This is a genomic window from Nocardia vermiculata NBRC 100427 (assembly GCF_001613265.1).
GTDB classification, from domain to species: domain Bacteria; phylum Actinomycetota; class Actinomycetes; order Mycobacteriales; family Mycobacteriaceae; genus Nocardia; species Nocardia vermiculata.
Genome location: NZ_BDCA01000029.1, coordinates 74,858 through 94,082, shown reverse-complemented (window position 1 = coordinate 94,082; position 19,225 = coordinate 74,858). Strand labels below are relative to the sequence as shown.

The 19,225-nt window shown below is 68.0% G+C and carries 9 protein-coding genes; 1 reads left to right on the top strand and 8 read right to left on the bottom strand.

Going from position 1 to position 19,225, the window contains the following annotated elements; genetic code table 11:
- The 3 genes from NV2_RS24685 to NV2_RS24675 form a co-directional block, all read right to left on the bottom strand.
- A partial coding sequence (locus NV2_RS24685) for a WXG100-like domain-containing protein (protein WP_067879149.1) occupies window positions 1-10,337 on the bottom strand: 10,337 nt, incomplete at its 3' end.
- Window positions 10,338-10,352: 15 nt separating this feature from the next.
- Window positions 10,353-10,853 carry a YbaB/EbfC family nucleoid-associated protein gene (locus NV2_RS24680; RefSeq protein WP_067879146.1) on the bottom strand — a complete coding sequence of 167 codons (501 nt, stop codon included), beginning with the start codon at window positions 10,851-10,853 and terminating at the stop codon, window positions 10,353-10,355.
- Window positions 10,850-11,170 carry a WXG100 family type VII secretion target gene (locus NV2_RS24675; protein WP_067879143.1) on the bottom strand — a complete coding sequence of 107 codons (321 nt, stop codon included), beginning with the start codon at window positions 11,168-11,170 and terminating at the stop codon, window positions 10,850-10,852. The genes NV2_RS24680 and NV2_RS24675 overlap by 4 nt, the downstream gene beginning before the upstream one ends.
- Window positions 11,171-11,317: 147 nt before the next feature.
- On the opposite strand from NV2_RS24675, the gene dtd reads away from it, so the two are divergent.
- The gene (dtd, locus tag NV2_RS24670) at window positions 11,318-11,761 is read left to right on the top strand and encodes a D-aminoacyl-tRNA deacylase (protein ID WP_067879140.1); all 444 of its coding nucleotides are present in this window, start codon (window positions 11,318-11,320) and stop codon (window positions 11,759-11,761) included.
- 7 nt (window positions 11,762-11,768) lie between these two features.
- Here the strand turns inward: dtd and NV2_RS24665 are convergent, their stop codons facing one another.
- The 5 genes from NV2_RS24665 to NV2_RS24645 are packed head-to-tail and all read right to left on the bottom strand — an operon-like array spanning window position 11,769 to window position 19,008.
- Window positions 11,769-12,551, bottom strand: coding sequence for an ESX secretion-associated protein EspG (locus NV2_RS24665; RefSeq protein ID WP_067879137.1), 783 nt, complete (start codon window positions 12,549-12,551; stop codon window positions 11,769-11,771).
- A 10-nt stretch (window positions 12,552-12,561) separates the two neighbouring features.
- Entirely contained in the window at window positions 12,562-15,414 is a 2,853-nt protein-coding gene (locus NV2_RS24660) for a WXG100 family type VII secretion target (RefSeq protein WP_218019024.1), read from the bottom strand.
- Window positions 15,407-15,739: a hypothetical protein gene (locus NV2_RS24655; RefSeq protein WP_067879124.1), complete on the bottom strand. Its 333-nt coding sequence runs from the start codon at window positions 15,737-15,739 to the stop codon at window positions 15,407-15,409. Before NV2_RS24655 ends, NV2_RS24660 begins: the two co-directional genes overlap by 8 nt.
- A 21-nt stretch (window positions 15,740-15,760) precedes the next feature.
- Window positions 15,761-18,493 carry a WXG100-like domain-containing protein gene (locus tag NV2_RS24650; protein ID WP_067879121.1) on the bottom strand — a complete coding sequence of 911 codons (2,733 nt, stop codon included), beginning with the start codon at window positions 18,491-18,493 and terminating at the stop codon, window positions 15,761-15,763.
- Between the two features lie 5 nt (window positions 18,494-18,498).
- On the bottom strand, window positions 18,499-19,008 hold the full coding sequence (locus tag NV2_RS24645) for a hypothetical protein (protein ID WP_067879118.1): 510 nt from the start codon (window positions 19,006-19,008) through the stop codon (window positions 18,499-18,501).
- Window positions 19,009-19,225 lie beyond the last annotated feature (217 nt).

The window sequence follows — 19,225 nt, the reverse complement described above, 5'->3', positions numbered from 1 at the left end:
TGCGCGGCGGTGCGCGCCTCCCACTCGGCTCGGTCGGCGGCCATCCGGGCGTCCCAGCTCATCGCACCGTCGGCGCCGTCCGGATCGCGGGCGACCGCCTCATCGGCCAGCTCCCGCATCCGGAGAGCATGCCGAGCCGCCATGCGCGCGGACCACGAGGCATTCTCCGCCCGTATCCGCAGCCCCCACTCGCTCGGCGTTTCCGCACGCGTGCGTGGTTCGGCGGCGTGCGGGCCGGCCGAGGCAACGTACTCGCGCACCGTTGGCTCCGTGGGCCGCGGCGCCTGCGGAGCCTCGGACCGCGGCGTCTGCGGAGCCTCGGGCCGCGGCGTCAGTGGCGTCTCGGGCCGCGGCGTCAGTGGCGTCTCGGGCCGGGGCGCGACGCCTGCCATGTCCTCGCCTGCGAATTGTCTGCTGCCGCCCCCGGAACGATCCTCCGGGTGCGGCGGTTCGGCGGAACTCCCGGACTCCGGGGGCCGCCTCGGCGGTCCCTGCGGTGGCGCCGCGGACGTGCCCTCTCCGTCGTCCCCCTCGTCGCGGGACAGCGCCACATCGCGTTCCACCGCGGCGCGCAGTTCGGTGTCCAGGTCCGCGATGCGAGCGTCGTTGTCGTGGAATCGGCGGGCCGCATCGAACAGTGCCTCGTGCCGCGCGGTGAACTCCCGCAATCGCCGTGCGAAATCCGCGGGGTTGTCGCCGCGGATGGTCCGCGCACCGAGCTCATCGAACAGATCGCTCAGTGCCGCACCATCTTTCAGGTCATCGGCGAGCAGCTCCTCGGGCGCGACGCGAAGTTCGTGCGCATGGTCGACGAGGAATTCCCGTGCCCGTTCCCGGTCGGTCCACGCGGCCGCCCACTCTCGCGACAGACGCTCGATCCTCGCGCGCCGATGCTCCGGCAGATCGGCCACCGCCTGTCGATGCCGTTCGTTCAGTTCCGCCAGCGCACGCAGATCCGCGGCCCGGCGGCGCACCTCCTCCCGGAGTTCGCGATGCACGTCGTCGCGTTGTGCCGGATTCAGCCGCTCGTGCTTCTCGATTTTGCCGTCCCGATAGGCCTCGTAGGCGCGCACGTACTGTTCCGGGGTGGCAGCGGTCAGATCGTGACCGAGCAACCGGGCCCAGTCCCGGCTCGGCTGTGATCCCAGTGGTCGCCGGTCCGGTTCGGTGTCGTCGAAGATCCGGCGTCCGTCGCCGGCGACGCGACGCACCTGGTCCAGTGCTTCGGCATCGTGCATCGGCACTTCGCCGTCGAATACTCGGGGGTCGGTGGCAGGGTCGAAGCGCAATCCGTCCGTGAAGGGGTCCGTATCACCCAGGGCCCGAACGAAATCCGCGATGGCGGCGGCGGCACCGGGTTCGCCTGCCCGGCGGCGGATCAGTCCGGCGAGCGTGCCCGGATCGATACCGTGCTCGTCCGGAAGGTAGCGGAGTTCCTCGGTGTACTTCTTCGGATGTACCTCCGCCGGGTCACCGCCCAGCGCTCGCACCAGGTCATCGCGTGCCGCCACCAGCGGGGCCCGATCCCCGCCCTGATTCTTCAGATAGCTCGACAGCTTGTCGTAGTACTTGACCAGCATCTCGACCTGCTGTTTGCGCAGCGCATTGCGCGTGCCGCGGTCGGCGATCCGCTCACCGATGTGCTCGGCTGTCACCCGCCGCGCCTCGTCGACACCCACCGTCTGTGCGAGCCGGTCACGAGCGTTGGTCAGGTCGTGGAAGGACTCGATCGCATCGGTACTGCGGGCATGATCGGCCAGCGCCTCGATCTGCAGGGCGCGCAGCTCGTTGGCCCGCAGTTCGTGTTCGAGGAGTTCGGGCGTGATCAGTTCCGGGTCCAGCCCGAGTTCCCGGGCGAGTTCGTCATGTACGGCGCGGATCTGCTCGGGTGTGCGGGCGTGCGGCGCCACCGGGACCGGCTCCGCGGGCGCGTGAGTCATATGCCAGGTGCCGTCCGGAGCATGGATCAGCAGACCGGTCAACTGTCGTCCGTCGACCTCGAGCGCCAGACCGTGCGCTTCGATATCACCGAGGTGGCGCACGTGCACCACGTTGTTCGTATCGACGACGACGGTCCACTTCTCCGCCCGCAGGGCACCCTCGTTCAGGCGCGCGGCAAGCCCCGGGTAGCGGTCCAGTGCCCCGGCGAGCACCTGTTCGTGATCGCCACGCGCATCCAGGATCACCAGCCGCGCGGGTTCACCCGGCCGCTCCGGCGGAAGTTCGCGGATATCGCCGGCCGGGAAGTGTTTCCGGAACTCGGCCACCTGGTCGGCGAACTCACGGATCTGCCCGGCACGCTCGCGCACCCCGTCCCGAAGCTCGTTCAGGGTCCGGTCGAGTTGTTCGGGTTCGAGCCGGGACAGATCGGCGGCGAGCAGGTCTGCCCAGGTGGCCCGCTCGTCACGAATCTGGTCGCGGCGCAGCGCATTCTCGAAGTATCCCCGCAATCCTTGATCGCGTCCGGATTCCTGGTCGGGGTCGTATTCGATGCGCTGATCCGGATGGTCGACGTCGAGCACATCGAAGTCGCGACCGGATTCGGCACCGTTGTTCACCCCACGCCAGTTCAGCAGGCCCGGATCGCCACCTCGGGAGACGATCACCTCCTTCAGGAACCGGCCGAGCGGATTGTGATCGGTGATCGACTGCGGTTGATACGGAATATCGGCATGTTCGGCATTGAACCGGTGGGCCGCCTCGCGCAGGGCTTCTATCACCGCGGCCCGGCGGAGATTCTGATACTCGGCGGTGTCGAGGGCGCGGCGCAACGTTTCCGGGCTGATGTCGTTCAGCTCCAGACCCAGGCGGTCGGCGGCGGCGCGCAGTTTGTCGGCCGGGTTGTCCTGCGGTGCATTGCTTTCCACGCGTGGCTGGTATCCGGTCGAGTCCTGTGGCTGTGACTCGTCGACGAGGTGGCCGAGCCCGACCTCTCGCAGATAGGTGTGCATGGCCGCGACATCGGCAGGATCCGCGTCCTGGGTCCAGTAGGCGTACTCCCGCCCGTCGCGGTTGCGCATCGGAATGTGCTCACCGGCCTGCAATTCCATACGCGCGGTGAGATGGTTCAGCAGTGGTGCGTGCTCACGTGCCAGCCACAGGGTGGCCGCTTCCTTCATCAACCGCATGTAGTTGACGCTGATGCCCTGTGCGCCGAGTGTCTCCAGCGCCTGGATATCGAACAGATGCCCGAAATCCTCGGTCATCTCGGTCTGATACTTGCCGTCCTGACCACTACCCGACGGGTATTTCGGGCTGTGCCCGGTGTATCCACCGGTGAACCGCTCCCACAGCGACCGCAACCGGCCGCGCGGCGCCCGTTCGACATCGGTCCCCGGGCCGGGCTGCGCCGCGGGCATCGGCTCGACCGAGTCGACCCGCCAGTGCCCGTTCTCGTCGGCGACCAGGTGCAACCGCAAGCGCTGCCCACCGAGGTCCACGAGCACCGCACCACGACGCGGCGGTTCGGCGGAGTTCCGGCCGCCGGACTGCTCCGGCCGGTGCGCTACGCCTGGATCATGCCCCGCGCCGGCCAGGTTCCCTCGGTCCGGTACCGCCCGAAGATCTTCGCCGCGACCGCTCCCGTGATCCCCTGGGTCCGGTCGTCCTGATCGCGGAACTGCCTGGTCCGCTTGTCGATGGTCAGCAGGCGATCGAGGTGTTCCTCCGTCGTCCCGAACCGGTACTCCACCTCGGTCCGGTCCTCCCTGATCAGGTCGTAGAACACCAGTATTGCCATCGTCGGTCCTCCACAGGGTGTCGTAGCGTTCGCCGGTCCGCTCCGGAATATTGTCCTGCCAATTGAAGCGCTCGTTGGCGTGGTCGTGCGCCTCGGCGTAGGTCGCGTCGGGGTGTTCGCCCAGGTAATGAGCCTCACGCAATTCGTGTTCGAGCAGCACGATGTCCTCGGCGAGGGGGCGTCCGGACCGCAATCGGATCCAGGCCTCGGCGATATCGGCGGACTCGTCGAAGCGCCGCCGGACGTGACCGCCGTTCTCGTAATCGCGCAACAGATGTTCGTCACGCATCAGATGCTGCTTGAGCCGCGCTATCTCGTCGGGCGTGAATCCGACCCGGCCGCCGGCCCGTGGCACGCCTGCCAGATGCCCGGCGATCTCCGCGATATCACTGTCGTCCGCCCGGAACCGTTCATAGGATGCGCGGGCCCACGACTCCTGGAAGTAGACGTCGCGCGGCCGGATCGCACCGCCGGTGAACTCATCGCCGCCGGACCCCGCATCGGGATGCCGGAAAACCACCGTGACTCCGGTATTTTCGCCCAGTGGGCCCTCGAGGCCGCGGTCTCCGGGCAGATCCGGGTCTCCGAAGGTGACTTCGGTGCAGCCCAGCTCGCGGGCCAGTTTTCCGGTGAAGGTCCGGCGCGCCGACTCCTGCGGCGTGAACCCGTCCTGCACTCCCGCGTTGAAGCTGTCCAGATTGTCGGTCAGCGCGCCGCCGTCGTACCACTCGTCGTGGATTCCCTGCACCCGATCGCCGAGTTCGTGCATCAGGTCGCGGAACATCTCGCGGCCCGTGGGGGTGTCGGGGCCTACGCGAATCTCGTAGTGCAGCACACCGTTCCCGTCGACCCACCCCTTGATGCCGTAGGCGGTGTCACCACCGTAGGTGCGGACGAAGGTCGACCCGTCCGGCTCGGGCGGTACGGCCGGTGGACGGGCCGGCTTGGTGCCGGTCGTGTCGTCCCGGGGCGGATGCGCGGAATCCCATGCTTCGCCGTAGCCGTGCCGGTAGCTCGGGCCGCCGTCGGGCGCATGATCGGCCACGGCCGGGCGGATCGCGTCGATGCCGGCCTGGTTGGCGATCCGGTCCAGTTCCGCCGCCCGCGCCGGCGGGTCCCCCTGGTGCCGGCTCGCCTGGGCGCGTGCATCGGTGAACGCGTCGCGGTAGATGCGCTCCAGCGCGCTCACCGGGATGTCGTGTCCCGCGTCGCGCAGTTGTGCCAGCGCGTTGAATTCCATGGCGTGCGCGGCGGTTTCCTCGTCGACCATCTGATCGACGTACTCGTCGCGCGTCATCCGGTCACGGTCGGAGATTCCATCGGCGGTAGCGCGTTCGTGTGCTCGTTCGGCGTGAATGGCTCCGTGGACCAGCGCGGCCAGCTGCTCGCCATCGGTACCGCCGATATCCAGCACCAGCCGCTGCCGCCCGGGCTCGTAGCGATGACCGCCACCGGCCTCGTGTTCGACGGTGACTCCCCGGGCCCGCAGCGTGTCGACGGCCCAGGAGCCGACCGGGGTTCGTTGCAGGTGCCGTTGTAGTCCGGCGATGATCGCCGCGGACTCCTGTGCGGCCAGATTCCGCGGGTCTACGCGCTGGGCGGGCTCCTCGTGCGCGGCGTCCGGCCGGTCGACCCGCTCGTAGCGGATCTCACCGTTGTCGCGGGTCCGGATGCTCAGGTACTCGGTGCGGGCGCCGCGAGCCATCGACTCGGCAATCTCCGGCGGCGCCTCGGCGAGGATGCGGTGCTGGTCGCCCGGACCGGCGGCGACCAGAAGTTGTTCCGGCTCACCGGGAATCAACGCGATGTGATCACCGACCAGCTCGGCGCCCGGGGCATCGACGATCATGTCGGCGAGCAGCTGTCGCCCCGCCTCCGCGGTGCCGTCCGAGCGCAGCCGGTCGGCCTCGGCGCGCGCATTGTGCTGCTGGTCGACGACATCGGACATCCGGCGCAGGTCGTGGCCCAGCCGGCGCAGTTCGGCGGCGCGCTCCGGCACCGGCCGCCCGTGCTCGAGTTCGTGCCCGACACCACGCAGTTGCTCGGCGAGCAGATACTGGACCATGTCGCGCCGCATGGTCGGGTCATAGGGCATCCGGTCGGCCACGCGGTCGGCGAGCTGCTCCAGCTCACGCGTGTACTCCCGCAGGCGCGCCTCGGCGATGTGCCGGTCCAGCGCCGTGGACCGGATTCGCTCGCGCACCGCCGGATCATCGGGCACATAGCGAATACTGTGGTCGGACGGTGTGCGAGCAAGCTCGTGCGCACGATTCCAGATATCGCGGTAGTGATCGGCGTAGGTGCGGCCGCTGTCGTTCGAGGACACGTGTTCGAGGTAGTTGCGCAGGTGATCGACCGCCACCTCATGGGCGATCTCATGGGCTTCCGGGCCGTCGGTTCCGCGGAGCGCGGTCTCGTATGCCCTGCGGTAGGCGGCCTCGGGGTCCCGCTCGACGATGTCGTAGCCGAGCTCGCGCAGCTCTGCCGCCAGCCGGAACCGGCGGCCGGAGGCCACCGCCTCCTCGTGCACCATCTCGCGCACATAGTCGTCTCGAGACAACTCCAGCGGCCGGTCCGCGGGCGACGCACCGTCGAGATAGCGTTCGGCGTGCACACTTTCGTGGGCAAGCGTCAGCGCCTGAGCGATCTGCCCACGCCCGTCGGCGTAGACGACCGCGGTGATGTCGCCCCGTCGAAACGACCCGTATCTCCCGTCGGCCGACGCACCACGATCGATGTAGTCGCGATAACGGCTGTCGGTGAGGCCTTCGAGAATTCTTCTGCCGGTCGGGGTGCGGAGCAGGAGTTCGCGCACCCGGCCGGTGTGGTCGTCGAACGCCTGCCGGATCCGCACCGCGACCGGATCCTGCTGCCGCGTCAGGGCTTCGCGCTGCTCGGGTGTGAGCGGGTGTACCGGACGGCCCTTGCGGTCGAACAGGATCATCTGAGTGTCGTGCAGGTCGGGCGGGGTATCCGCCGGATGCTCGGTCACCAGGCCCGTGCTCTGGTCCCGCACCACGATCCGGCCGCCGCCCTCGTGGGTCATGACATAGGCATGTGCGCCGACGACCCGCCTGCCCGGGCCCGCGTGATAGCCGTCGACCACCAGCGCCGCCGCGCCGGCACGCATCCGCGACAACCGCCGGGCGATAACGTCGTGATCGGCGACGCGCACCATCCGGCCACCGGCATCCGCCTGTACCTCCGCGGCGGTCATCCCTTCCGGTCCGATCGCGCGCTCGGGTAGCCGGATCGTCCTGCTGCCGGTGAGTTCCCGGATCAACCGCAGTGCGAGCTCGGCACAGCGTCCACGGGTGGATTCGTCGCGAACGGCCGGTCCCGCCGGTTCGGCGGGGCGGGGGCGCTCCGGTTCGGGCTGTTCGGTGCGGACCGGACGGGCCCGACCGTGTTCGACGTCAGCGGGGTGCGCGGGCATCCCGGGCACAGCCTGATCGGCGAGCCGATTCCCGGCGCCGTTGTTGCGCCGGTGCGATGGGGTGGACTCGCCGCTGTCGGGAGCGTGCGGTTTGACCATCGCACCGTCGTTGCCGTCGTCGGCTGCCGGGCGACGACGAGGGGCTTCGCTTCCGGAACCGGAATCAGGGTGGTGCCCTGTTGAATCGGTCCGCGGTTCCAAAGGAGCGGAGGCCGCGTCGTCGTGCGGACGAGCCGCAGAGTCGTCGTGTGGACCGGCGACAGCTTCATCGTGCGAGCGACCCGCAGCGTCGTCGTGTGGACCGGCCGCAGAGTCGTCGTGCGAACGGGCCGCAGAGTCGTCGTGCGAACGGGCCGCAGAGTCGTCGTGCGAACGGGCCGCAGAGTCGTCGTGCGAACGGGCCGCAGGGTCATCGTGCGAGCGACCCACACGGCTCGCGTGCTCTCCGGCGGAACTCTCATGCGGGACGACGTCGTGCTCGGGGACGATGTTGTCGCTGCCGGTCTCCACACGTCGGGTCACCGGCTCGTTCGCATCGCGTGCGGTGCCCGAATCCACGTCGCGCGGGTGCGGGAGATCAGGGGACCGGCCCTCGGTGGCGCGCCGCATGTCCCGCTCGAGGTCTCGACGCCCAGGGTGCTCCCCGTCCCGTACCCCAGCGTGCTCGGAGTCACGGGGTGCGCCGGAATCGGGATCACGCGGAGCGTGCACGTCCTGCTCGGACGGGTGTGGCGAATCGACGGCGGGGTCGGCACGTTGCTCCACGTCCCGCCGCGCCACTGCCTCCGGGTCGCGCGGAGCCGAGCGGTCCACCGACCTCGGTTCGTGGCCGGGCCGAACGGCGTCGGAACGGTCCGGATGTTCTGCCTCCCGCGCATTGCGCGCCGGCTCGAGTTCGGATACCCGGCCCGCCGCGGGACGGTCCGGCGTGCCGCCGGCCTGGTCGGGTGCCTGCGGTGCACGGGCACCTTCGTGCGGTTCCCCGGCGGTCCGCGGTGGCTCCGCCGCACGAACCTGATCCGTACCCGCCCCGGCGCCGGTGTAGTCGCGTGCCGGGGCGGGCTCTGTCTCAGCGGTCAGCCGATCGCGAGTACCGACGGTGGGGCGCTGCGGTGATTCGCCGCCGGCAACCCGGGCCTGCACGCGCGGCTCTGCGGCGGGGCGTGGCCCCGATGGATCGGCCGCGCCCGCTCGGGGTTGCGGCCGGGCCTCGGAAACAGCACCGCGGCCGGGCTCGGAACCGGTGCGAGTGCCGGCCCCGCGGGCAGCATCGGAGGGCCGGGCGTCGCCGGTGCGAGAGACCTCGGAACCGGCGGCCGGGCCCCGCGCATCGGCCGGGGAACCACTACCGGTCCCGGTGGCAGTCGTCGATGTCCCCGAGGACGTACCGGGGCCGGTCGATGCAGCGGTCCCTGGCGACGCACCGGGCCCGTGCACCGCAGTCGATGCCGCTGCCGGAGCAGGCGACGAGGTCGCGTCGGATGCCGGTCCAATTTCGTGTCCGACGGACATGTCGGACGGCGGCGGTGTCGAGTCCGAAGTTCCGGTGTGCGCACTCGGTTCGCGGACCTCGGCGCCCTGAGCCGCAGGAGCTTCCCCACTCTCCGCCGGCCCGTACTCCGTTGTGCCCGTGCCCCGGTCGTGGGCTTCGGGCACGGCGTCTGCTTCCGAATGCGGGGGCGAGCCGACGGCCGTCTCGGAGGTGAGGTGCGGTCCCGGACCAGCACCGGATGCTTCCTGCTGCGGCATCGTCCTCGACGGACTGTCCGATGCCACAGGGCCACCGTCGGCATTCGCCCCGGACGACCGCACCTCGGCGGGGCTGCCCTGCACCTCGGCCGAGGGGGCGGAACTCGGCGAATCCGAGCGGTCTCCGATCGAATCATGCGACGTCGCCACGCTTTCCGGAGGCAACCCGGCCCCGGACGGACGCTCGTGTACACCGGCGGTAGTGGCCGGGCCTCCGCCCACACCATGGTCGTTCGGCCCAGCCCCACCCCGCACCGCATCCGGCGAACCGGCACCGGTATGCACCACAGGTACGCCGTGCACCGCGGCCGGATCGGCACCCTGCGGATCGACATGCGCATTCGGGACCGTGCCGTCGTGCCGGAAGTTGTGCAGCTCTCCGATATTGCCCAGATCCACTCGCGGCGCATTCAGCTTCCAGAACGGCGAGTTCTCGAAATGGCTGTGTGCGAAGTTGTGATTGACCGCCGAGACACCACCGGTGATCCCGCCCGCACTGAACATGCGCCAGTCGACGTGCGTGTTCTTCAGGTTGTCCACGGCGGTACCCAGGCCACCGTGCGCAAGGTCGGAGGTGAACTGCCAACCCACCATGCCGCCGAAAGCCGCCGCCGAGTTGACCAGTCCCGATCCGGCACCGATGCCGGCGCGGGTCAGGTTGGCCCCCCACTTCGAGGTGATGTCCCCGGCCTCGTCCCGAAAGGCGTTGCCGAACTTGCGCCCCAGTGCCTCACCGAATCCGCCGCCCGCGGCGCCACCGACACCGGCCGCGAATGTGGTGAGGCCCAGCTGATTCCAGTCGAGACCGTCGCGATGCCCCTGCCAGACCTGAAATTCCTGGATCGCGAACTCCTGCAGCGCCCCCAATCCCGCATTCAGCAGCACATGCCGGAAAACAAACCGCACCAGCGCATTCTCGGCCAGCCTGCCGGCCCACCCCGCCATCGCGGTGAGCATGCGTCGCAGCATCACTCGCACCGCGACCCGGGTGGCGACGATGATCCCTGCCTCTGCGGCCGGTGCCGTGGGCGGGAAAATCCATACCGCGGCGATATCGGCGGCGGTGATCACCAGCGTCGAATAGAACATCAGCTTGGTGTATTGGATCTGGGTGCCACCACCGTCGACGGAGTCACCGACCTGATCGAAGTATCCGGCCAGCGCCTCCAGCGAATCCTTGCCGGTGCGCATGCTGTCGAACGTGTCGCTCATCTGCCGGCGCCCCTCGCCGGCCGGATACGCCGCCAAGGTAGCGGTCTTCGCCTCGTCCATCAGGGTCAACACGACGCGTAGCTCGTCGGCCGCGGCATGCCAATCCCCGGCCAGAGCCCACATGTCGTCTTCGTTGCCGTCGGGCCACTCCATACCGACCACGGCGCCCAGCCATTCGAGCCAGCCGGGAAACTCGATCATGCGCGGCTCACCGGACTACCAGCTGGAATCGGTGATCCGGCGTTCCGGTGCGGCCGGATAACTCTCCGCATCCTCGAACCGCAGCTCGTCGGCACCGTAACCGACATCGCGTTCGGGTGAATCCGGCGGCGCCAGTGACGGTTCGGGCGCCGTAGGCAGCCGCACGTCGGGCATGTCCTCGATGAGATCGGTGAGTGTGGGCAGCTTGGCGCGGCGCTGTTGCAGGGGCGCCGTCAACTCCCGATGCTTGTCCGCCAGCTCCTCGGCCGCCTGCTGCGCCGCCTCCGTTACCGCGCGGGCGATCTCCGGATAGCTCAGATCCTCGATTCCGGCGCCGAACTTCGTTTCCACCACGGTGCCGTCGGCATTCACACTCACCGTGACCCGGTTCTTGCGCACGGATGCGGTGCCGGTCAATTCCGCACGGTCGCGCTGGATTCGGGCGATGACGCGCAACTGCTGCTTGGCTTCACCGAGAATGCCCGCCAGCTCGGACTGCATATGTTCGTTCGTCATCGGAATCCGTCGGTATTGCCGTGTTCCATCGTCTCCAGATAGGTGGCACTGTCGGTTTGCCCGTCGGAGACCTTCTGAAAGGCGTCGGCGAAGCCGCGCGCACCGCCGACCATATTGTCGTGAGCAGCCAGATAGCCGTCGCCTGCACCACTTCCGGCGAACTGCGCGCCGAGTGTGTCATTGCCCCAGGGGCTGCCGTAGTGACTCGTCCGGCCGTGCAATCTGGTCAGCACCTGCTCGATGTGATCACGCACATCCTGCGTCTTTCCGGCAGCGGTACGGAGTGTGGTCACTTCGACTTCGATCTCGTCCGCCATTGTCGGCTCCCTCCGTCCCACCTACCGGGTCGCCCCCGGAAGCGCTGGTTCCGACCATGACAGTGGCGGGAGAATCATCGGTGGCGACGATGTGAACACCCCATGTCCGGATCGGAAATCACTGGACCGATACTCCACAATGGAGTCATGCGAATCCTGGTACAGCGAGTCGCCTCCGCCCGGGTCACGGTCGCCGACGAGGTGGTCGGGCAGATCGATCCGCCGGCAGCCGGTGTGCCGCACGGCCTGCTCGCCCTGGTGGGCGTTACCGAAACCGATACCGAGGCCATGGCGAAATCGCTGGCCGACAAGCTGTTCCGGCTCCGCATTCTGGACGGTGAGCGTTCCGCGGCCGACCTGGGCGCACCGATCCTGGTGGTCAGCCAGTTCACGCTCTATGCCGATACCGCCAAGGGCCGCCGCCCCTCCTGGTCGGCCGCCGCGCCCGGGCCGATTGCCGAACCACTGGTCACCACCTTCGCCGATACCCTGCGTGGGCTGGGCGCCACCGTCGCAACCGGCCGTTTCGGTGCCCATATGCAGGTATCCCTGGTGAACGATGGACCGGTCACCCTGCTGCTCGAGGCATAGCAGGCAGCTACTCCTCCTGATAGTCGTTCATCCGCTGCAGAATGTGCTCGGCCTCGGTGTCGATCCACTCGATCAGTCCCGCCGATCCCATCCCCGTCGCGATCGGTGCCGGGTCCTCCAACGGCATCACGTACCGGCCGTCGCCGGGCAGGTCTCGCCACAAGCGCGCGACCGAGAGCCGGCCGCGGGGACCGAATTTGGATCGGCCCTGGGTCAACCGGACGGTGCCGCAGTGGGTTGCGGGTAGGTCGAAGAAGGCCGAACTGGTCAGCCCGTCGTCGTCATCGTCGTCGTCGGCGATCATCGAACCACCCGCGCGGGACCGGTCACCGGTACCGCTGATGTCGAGTTCGATCGGTCCGCGGCGGCCGGGCTCGGCAGCGGGTATCAAACCGGCGACCGTCTCCCCGAGTGCCCGCGGATCACATGCCGTGATCGTGAATCCCGCGGCGTGGTTGATGGTTTCCCCCGGAAGCTGAGTCACCAGAAATCCGCGCGAGCCGAGCCGCCCGGCGTAGAAGCGCACCCGCTTCTGCGGGTTGTCGAAATCGCTGTCCTGCCAGACCTCACCGCCGACCAGCACCTCGGGCAGCACCATGGTGTCCACGATCGCTTCGAAAGCGCTGTCCTCGCGGGCCGCCAGTTCCGCTCGGGCACGGTGCCATTCGCGCTCGTATTCGTCCATGTAGGGGATTCGACTGGTGATGCTGAACATCGACGGCACCAGCCCGAAAAACCTGGTGTCGCACAGCACCTTGTATTCCAGGTCTGTCAGAGTCCACCTGTTCACTGTTCCCCGCTCATGGTTCGATCACCGGCTTGACCCGGAAAGGGGTCTCCCCCATCGCGTCGTCGAGCCAATCCGTAGAGGTCAGATACTTCGGGCGCCGATGCTGGCCCTGCCCGCCACCGTTCGCGGCACTCGAGGCCGGAGTACCCGCCATCCCGGGCTGACCGGGTTGCCCCGGCTGACCGGCCTGCTGGTCGTTCGGATCCTGAGCACCCGGGCCGTAGGAGGCGAGATCCGCGGCCAGGGAAGCCCGCGGGAACCTGTCGGGCTGACGCGGTTGCTCGAGCTGTTGCGGGGTGGTCGTATCGTCCGCACCTGCCAGGTTCGATGCCGCACCGCCGAAGTCGGCCGCACCGCCACCTCCGGAACTGTCTGCACCGCCGCTCCCCGGATCAAGGTGGTCCGCGACATCGGACAGGCCCTCGAGGCCGGGGGTCTCGCCGAGTTGACGCAACCGATCGGCCAGCCCCTGCGTGGGATCGTCCGAGGACCCGGTCAGCAATTCGTCGAGACCGGGGATGCTGGACAGCAGCTTGCTCAGCTCCGGATTGCCGGCCGACAGACCCTCCAGGCCGGTGCCGCCGGGAACCAGCTGGTCGAGCCCCGGGATCCCCGACAACAGGTCACTCAGTTGTGGATTGCTCGCGAGCAGTTGATCGAATCCGGGGATGCCGTGCAGCAGTTGCCCCAGGCCCGCCAACGCGTCGTGGGCCTGCTGCCCGAGCTGCGTGAGTGCCTGCTCACCCCCGGTGACCAGTGACTCGAGCGGGTCGGCCGGATCGGACGTGCCGGTGCGGTTCCCCAGCAGGGAATCCAGTGGCGTCGATCGCGGAGATTCCGTCGTGGTGCCGCCCGAGAACGGGGACTCCAGCGGATTCGCACTGCCCGTGGTCACCGATTCGCCGTACGGATCCACGTCCCCGTTGGTGGGCACCGCGGAATCCTGTTGTCCCACGAGCCCGGACAGCAACTCATCCAGCGACGGCAGTTGCTGATTGTTCTTGTTCGCCCCCGCACCGGGCTGCGTGGTCTTACCGAGACTCGAGGGAACCGTGGACGACCCCGTTCCCGACCCACCGGTCCCCGAGCCGGAGCCACTACTGCCGGAGCCATTGCTGCCACGCCCCGAGAACGGTGTGCTGCCAGGCGACGAACTACCTCCGGACGACCCGGTGCCGGTACCGCCCAGCCCATAGGAATTCAGCAGGTCGTCGAGGTTCTGCAGCTGCTGCGAGTTGTTCGCCCCGCCGCTGCCCGAACCACTACCGTTGCGGCTCGATCCCTGTCCGGAGGAGCCGGATCCACCGCCGTAGGAACCACCGCCGTAACCGCTTCCGTAACCGGACCCGTATTCGCCGGAACCCCCGGTCCCGTCACCGCTACCGGAGACGTCACCATTGGTGGGCACATAGTCACTGCCCTCCCCTTCGCCGCTCCCGTAGCCCGTACCGCTGCCGGACCCGGACCCACTGCTCGAGCCTTCTCCACTGCCGGAGCCCTCGCCGCTCCCGTCCCCTGCACCGCTGCCGGAGCCGTACCCCTGCCCGTTCCCGTTCCCGTTCCCGTTGCCTTGGCCGTAGCCCTGGCCGTTCCCACTATCGCTGCCCTCGCCGCTCCCCTGCCCGTTGCCGGCGCCGGAGCCCTCCTCGTAACCGGCTTCATAGCCCTCGTTGTAGGCCTCCTGCAACTGTTCCTGGGTGGTCGCACTCCCGCTGCCCTGCCCGTTCCCGTCGCCTTGACCGTTCCCGTCACCTTGGCCGTTGCCGTTCCCCTGGCCGTTGCCGCTCCCTTGACCGTTTCCGTCACCCTGGCCGTTGCCGTTGCCTTGACCGTTTCCGTTGCCGTTCCCGTTGCCCGAAGTACTGTCGCCCTCGGCCTTTCCGGGGATCTCGATGGTCGGGATCGTGGAGATCGTGGACTTCATCGGCTCGGCGTAATACTTCTTGTAGTAGCCACGGAACTCGTCGGTGTGGTGGTTCTTGCAGCCCGTCTTTTCCTTCGCTCCCGGCGCCGGCATCGACTTTCGGGTGGCCTCCAGCCAATCACTGGTATAGCGCAGGCTCGCGCCCGTCACCTCGATCGCATCGATAAGATCCTGCGCGCTGTTCTTGTAGTTTCGTACCGCATTCACCGCAGCGGCCGAGGAATCCCCGGTCCAGTCGGCCTGAAGTTTGGCGATCTGGTCGACATATTTCGTCAGATGATTCGTCAGCGCGGTCGACATCCCGTCCCAGAATCCGGACAGTTCCATCGGCGGACCCGAGTGAATCGTCTGCCCCAACTCGATCAACTGATCCCAGTCCAGGCTGTCGGCATTCTCGATATTGATTGTGACGGAATCGGTTTTGCCACCGTATCCCTGAATCGCTTCGGGGAAGCTCGGCATGCTCCAACTGTCGTCCAGCACGGACATTCCGAGGTCGGCGACCACACTGCCGGTCGCGGTCGCGGTGGGGACCGTGACATTACTGGTGGCATTCTTGGGGTTGGCCAGGCTGTCGAAGTTGAAGGTCGAGCTGTCCTCGTGTGCGTCGAAGGTCTTACCGGCGGCAACGAAGGTGGCGAACTGATCGCGCACCACATTCGCATGGGTCATCAGTGAGTCGTACAGCGCCGTACCGTGTTTGCTGTACACCCCCGCCAGGTCGCGGCTGGATTGCAGCATGCTGAAGGCTCCCACCGAATCGGCTCGAGCATCGCGCACCGATTGCGCCAGCGCTTGCAGATTCGCGATCAACTGCGCTGCGGCATCGGTCGCGGCCTTGATGTCCTTCGTATCGAATTGCAGCTTTCCGGCATTCGCCGACCCCAGAACCTGAGTCCACTCCGTGGTATCCGCATTGGGCATCGTCATGTCAGCCACCGAGCCCCTCGGTAGCGCCGCCTTCGGCGGCCTGGAATTGCTCGGCCGCCGACCGCTCCCCCGCACCGAACTCGTGTAGCGCGTCGGCCATGCTGTAACCACCCTCGATCAGGTTCTGCCGCGACGTCTTGTAGCCCTTGTCGCCGTCGGCGAACTTCTTGCCGGACTTGTCATTTCCCCACGGCTGATTGGTCGCATCGTCCTCGATGCCGGTCAATGTTCCGTTCAAGGTGTCGATCACCGCCCGAACCCGTTGCGAAACTTCCTCGGGCAGATCGGCGGCTCGGATCAGCGCGTCGGTATCCACCTCGATGTAATCGGCCATATTCGGTCCCTGCCTGTGTGCCTACAACTCGAGCGGCTTGTCGACATTCGGATCGTTCCCGGCGGGGTTGTCGCCGAATGGATTGTCACCGAACGGGTTCGCACCGGCCGGATCGACGCCCGCCGGATTCTCTCCGAACGGGTTGACGCCTGCCGGCTCCTCCCCGAACGGGTTCTGGCCGACCGGATCGCCCGGCGACCCCTCCGGCGGTGCCGGCGGCAGGTGCGCGGCATCCAGCCATTCCTGCTCACCCGGAGCGTCCGGCGCGTCGTAAGGCGACGGCATGGGGCCGATATCCGGCACCCGCTTCGGCCGCGTCTTCGCCCGGTAATCCTTGCCCGGCCCCAGATTCGCCGGATTGTCGTCTCTGGGATCGGGAGCCGGCGCGCCCGGCTCCACGGGAGGAGTGGGCGGCGGTGGAGTATGCGGCGGTCCGGCCGGCGGTTCCGGCGGCGCGTGCGTCGGTGGCGGGGGCGGAGGCGCATGCGTCGGCATGGGCGGTACCGGCGGGTGTACCGGAGCTACCGGTGGATGTACTGCAGGATCGACCGGCCGCGCGGAGGAGGGCAGCGGGCGCGAGAAGTTCGGCTGCTGCTGGTGCGGACGCGGCCCGGTCTCGTTCGGCGACGCGCCGTGCTGCCCCGTCGTCGGCGCGGGTGGCGGGGGTCCCACAGGATCAGGGAACGGCCGGGAGAAGTTCGGCGTACCCGTCGTCGGCCGCGGGATCGGGGCGGGCGTGGACACACCCTGCGAACTGGGATCACCGTGGGCTACGCCGATGGTCGACGGGTGCGGGACCGAGCCGTCACCGTCGAACAACTCGGCGTGCAGCGGCGGCGGTATCCGGGTGTTCGTACTCGATTCGACCGGTGGAAACAGCGGCGAAGTGTGCGGGGCCGGGGACGAAGTGTGGGAGCTTGCGCCCACCGGTCCGGTGACATCGCCCGGATGGTGGGTGGAACCGTCACCGAAGCCCGAATGTGAACTCCCCGATGCAGCCTGCGGCGTCCAATCTGCCGGGCCCGCACGGTATCCGGTGTCCGCATCGTCCGGCAGCCGGAACTCCCACGCCCTACCTTTACCTTTGCCCGTGTAAACGGTATCGACGGAATGCTCAGCACCCGAGCCCATGTGGTTCACCGCGCTCGACGGGCCGGGAACCGATGCGCCGCTCGGCGGTACCAGACGTGACCCCCACGGATTACCGGTACCTGCCGGTCCCGCGCTGTCGCTCACGTCGGAGGACAACGATGGCGGTGTGGCCGAACGCGGCGGAGGCGAGTCGAAACCGAAATCGAAACCATGGCTCTCTGCCGCAATCGCGGGGTTGGAATTGCTCAGCGGCCACGTCGGCCCGTGGCCGCCGGTACCGGTCGCACCGGACTCGTTCGGCACGACCGACGGGGTGACCGCCGGGTGATTGCTGGAACTCGACCCGTCCGAAGGTGTCGGGACCGAGTTGGTGTGCGGCACTGCCCCACTGGTGTCGGTGGATGCCGGGGCCGTTGGAGTGGGTGCCCGGGAAACAACCGGAGTCTCATGCGGGGTCGGTGCCGGCGTGACCGCGGGGGTCGCATGCGGCGTCACCGCCGGGCTCTCGTGCGGTGTGGCCGGCGGACGGTTACTGGACGGTGCCCAGGGCGCCTTCTGATTCATCCACAGGTTGAAGCGCGGATCCCCCGACGAATCGGTTGTCGTCTTCGTGCCGATACCGCGGATTCCACCGACCATCGCGCCACGGCCTGCCGCACCCACCCACCCTTCGGGGCCGGCGAAAGCGCCGGCGATATCGCCCGTCACCGCGCCCGCACCGAGGTTGCCGAACACGTTGCCGAACACACCGGCCGTCGCACCGATCACCGCCCCCTGTGCGAAGTAGCCGGAGCGGAACGGCATCGAGCTGATCGCACCGCCGAAGTGCTTACTGATCCCGAAACCCATATAACGGCCGAGCTCACGGCTGGGAATCGTGCTCAGCGCCGAGGCCGCCCAGGACGCGCCGAACTCCTTCCAGTTGAATCCGTGCCGCTTCCCCTCCGCGATCTGCGCGCCCTGCACGATCGCGTTTGTCACCGGCGCCCAGAGCGCGCCCTCACCGAATTTCAGGGTGTAGACGCCCATACCTTTCGCCGTCGGCAGGATCGTCTTGGCCTTGTACTTCCAGGTCTGGCCGCGCATACCCCGCCAGGTCGCAGGGGAGAGGATGTGCTTCATCCAGTACCTGGAGGCGCCATTGAGTTCGGCGCGGGTAGCGAAACCCAGTTTCGCCCAGGCGCGTTCGAGTGCGTTCTGCAAGGCGTCGGCGATGAACTTGACGATCGAACGGGTGGTGCCGATCGCCGCAGCCTCGACCGCCGGAGCAGTGGGCGGGAACAGCCACGCCCAGGCGATCTCGACCAGCAGGATGCACAGCGAGACAATGATATTGATCTTGGCCGACTGGAGTTCGGTACCGACGTCGAAGGTCGATTCGCTGACCGTCTTGAAACCTTCGGCCATCGTGGCCAGCGATTGGTCTCCCTGGAGAAACACATCGAAGAGGTGACCGATCTGGTCCGCTGCGTCACCTGCCGGAAAAGCTGCCATCGCCGCCTTTTTCGCCGCGTCGATCCCCGACACCTGGGCCGCGAGATCAGTGTGCGCCTGCTCCCACGCACGCGACACCGCCCACATCTTGTCCTCGTCGCCGTCCGGCCAGCTCGCTCCGGCAACCCAGGCGATCGGGCGCACCGGCGGTGGGAGATACAGGCTCACCGGAATCAGTCCTCGTCGGAGACCATGGAGCGGCGCACACTGCCGTCCAGGTGTCCGTCGGATTCCGGTTCGCGATAGTCCTCCGGCCGCTTCGGCACCGGCGGCTCAGTGGGCATCATCTCCCCCAGATCCGGTGCCCCCTCGATGATTTCGGACAGTTTGGGCAGCTGCAGCTTGCGCTCGCGCAGCGGTTCCATCAGTGCCGCACCCTGTCGCAATACCTCGTCCGCGGCCTGCTGCACCGCGGCGGTCATTCCCGCGGCGATCTCGTCATAGGTCAGTTCCGAGATGTCGTCGGCGAACGTGGTCTCGATCAGCAGGCCGTCGGCGTTGACCGTGACCTCGATCCGCTGTTCACAGGTGCTCGCGGTGGCGGTCAGCCGGGAACGGCGCAGCTGGATCTCGGCGATGCCGCGCAGTTGGTCGTCGAGGCCTTCCAGCACCGTCATCATGTCGGTACGCAACCGTTCGTTGACCACCGTCGTCACCTCCACCGTCGAATCCGCATCGACCACAACAGCACGACAGCTTGAATACTTGGTGGCGCACAATGAAATTCGACAGGGGCGAACGGGGAAACACTATGCGTACCGACCGCTTCCGGGCCGGCGCGCAGCACTGCGTCAGCCCCGTGCGCTGCGCTGCGTCGAAGGCGTATCCTGCGCTGTCGGCATACCGGTACGCCGCACTGTGGCACACCCGCAGCGCACGCCCGACGTGGTTGTGAGATGT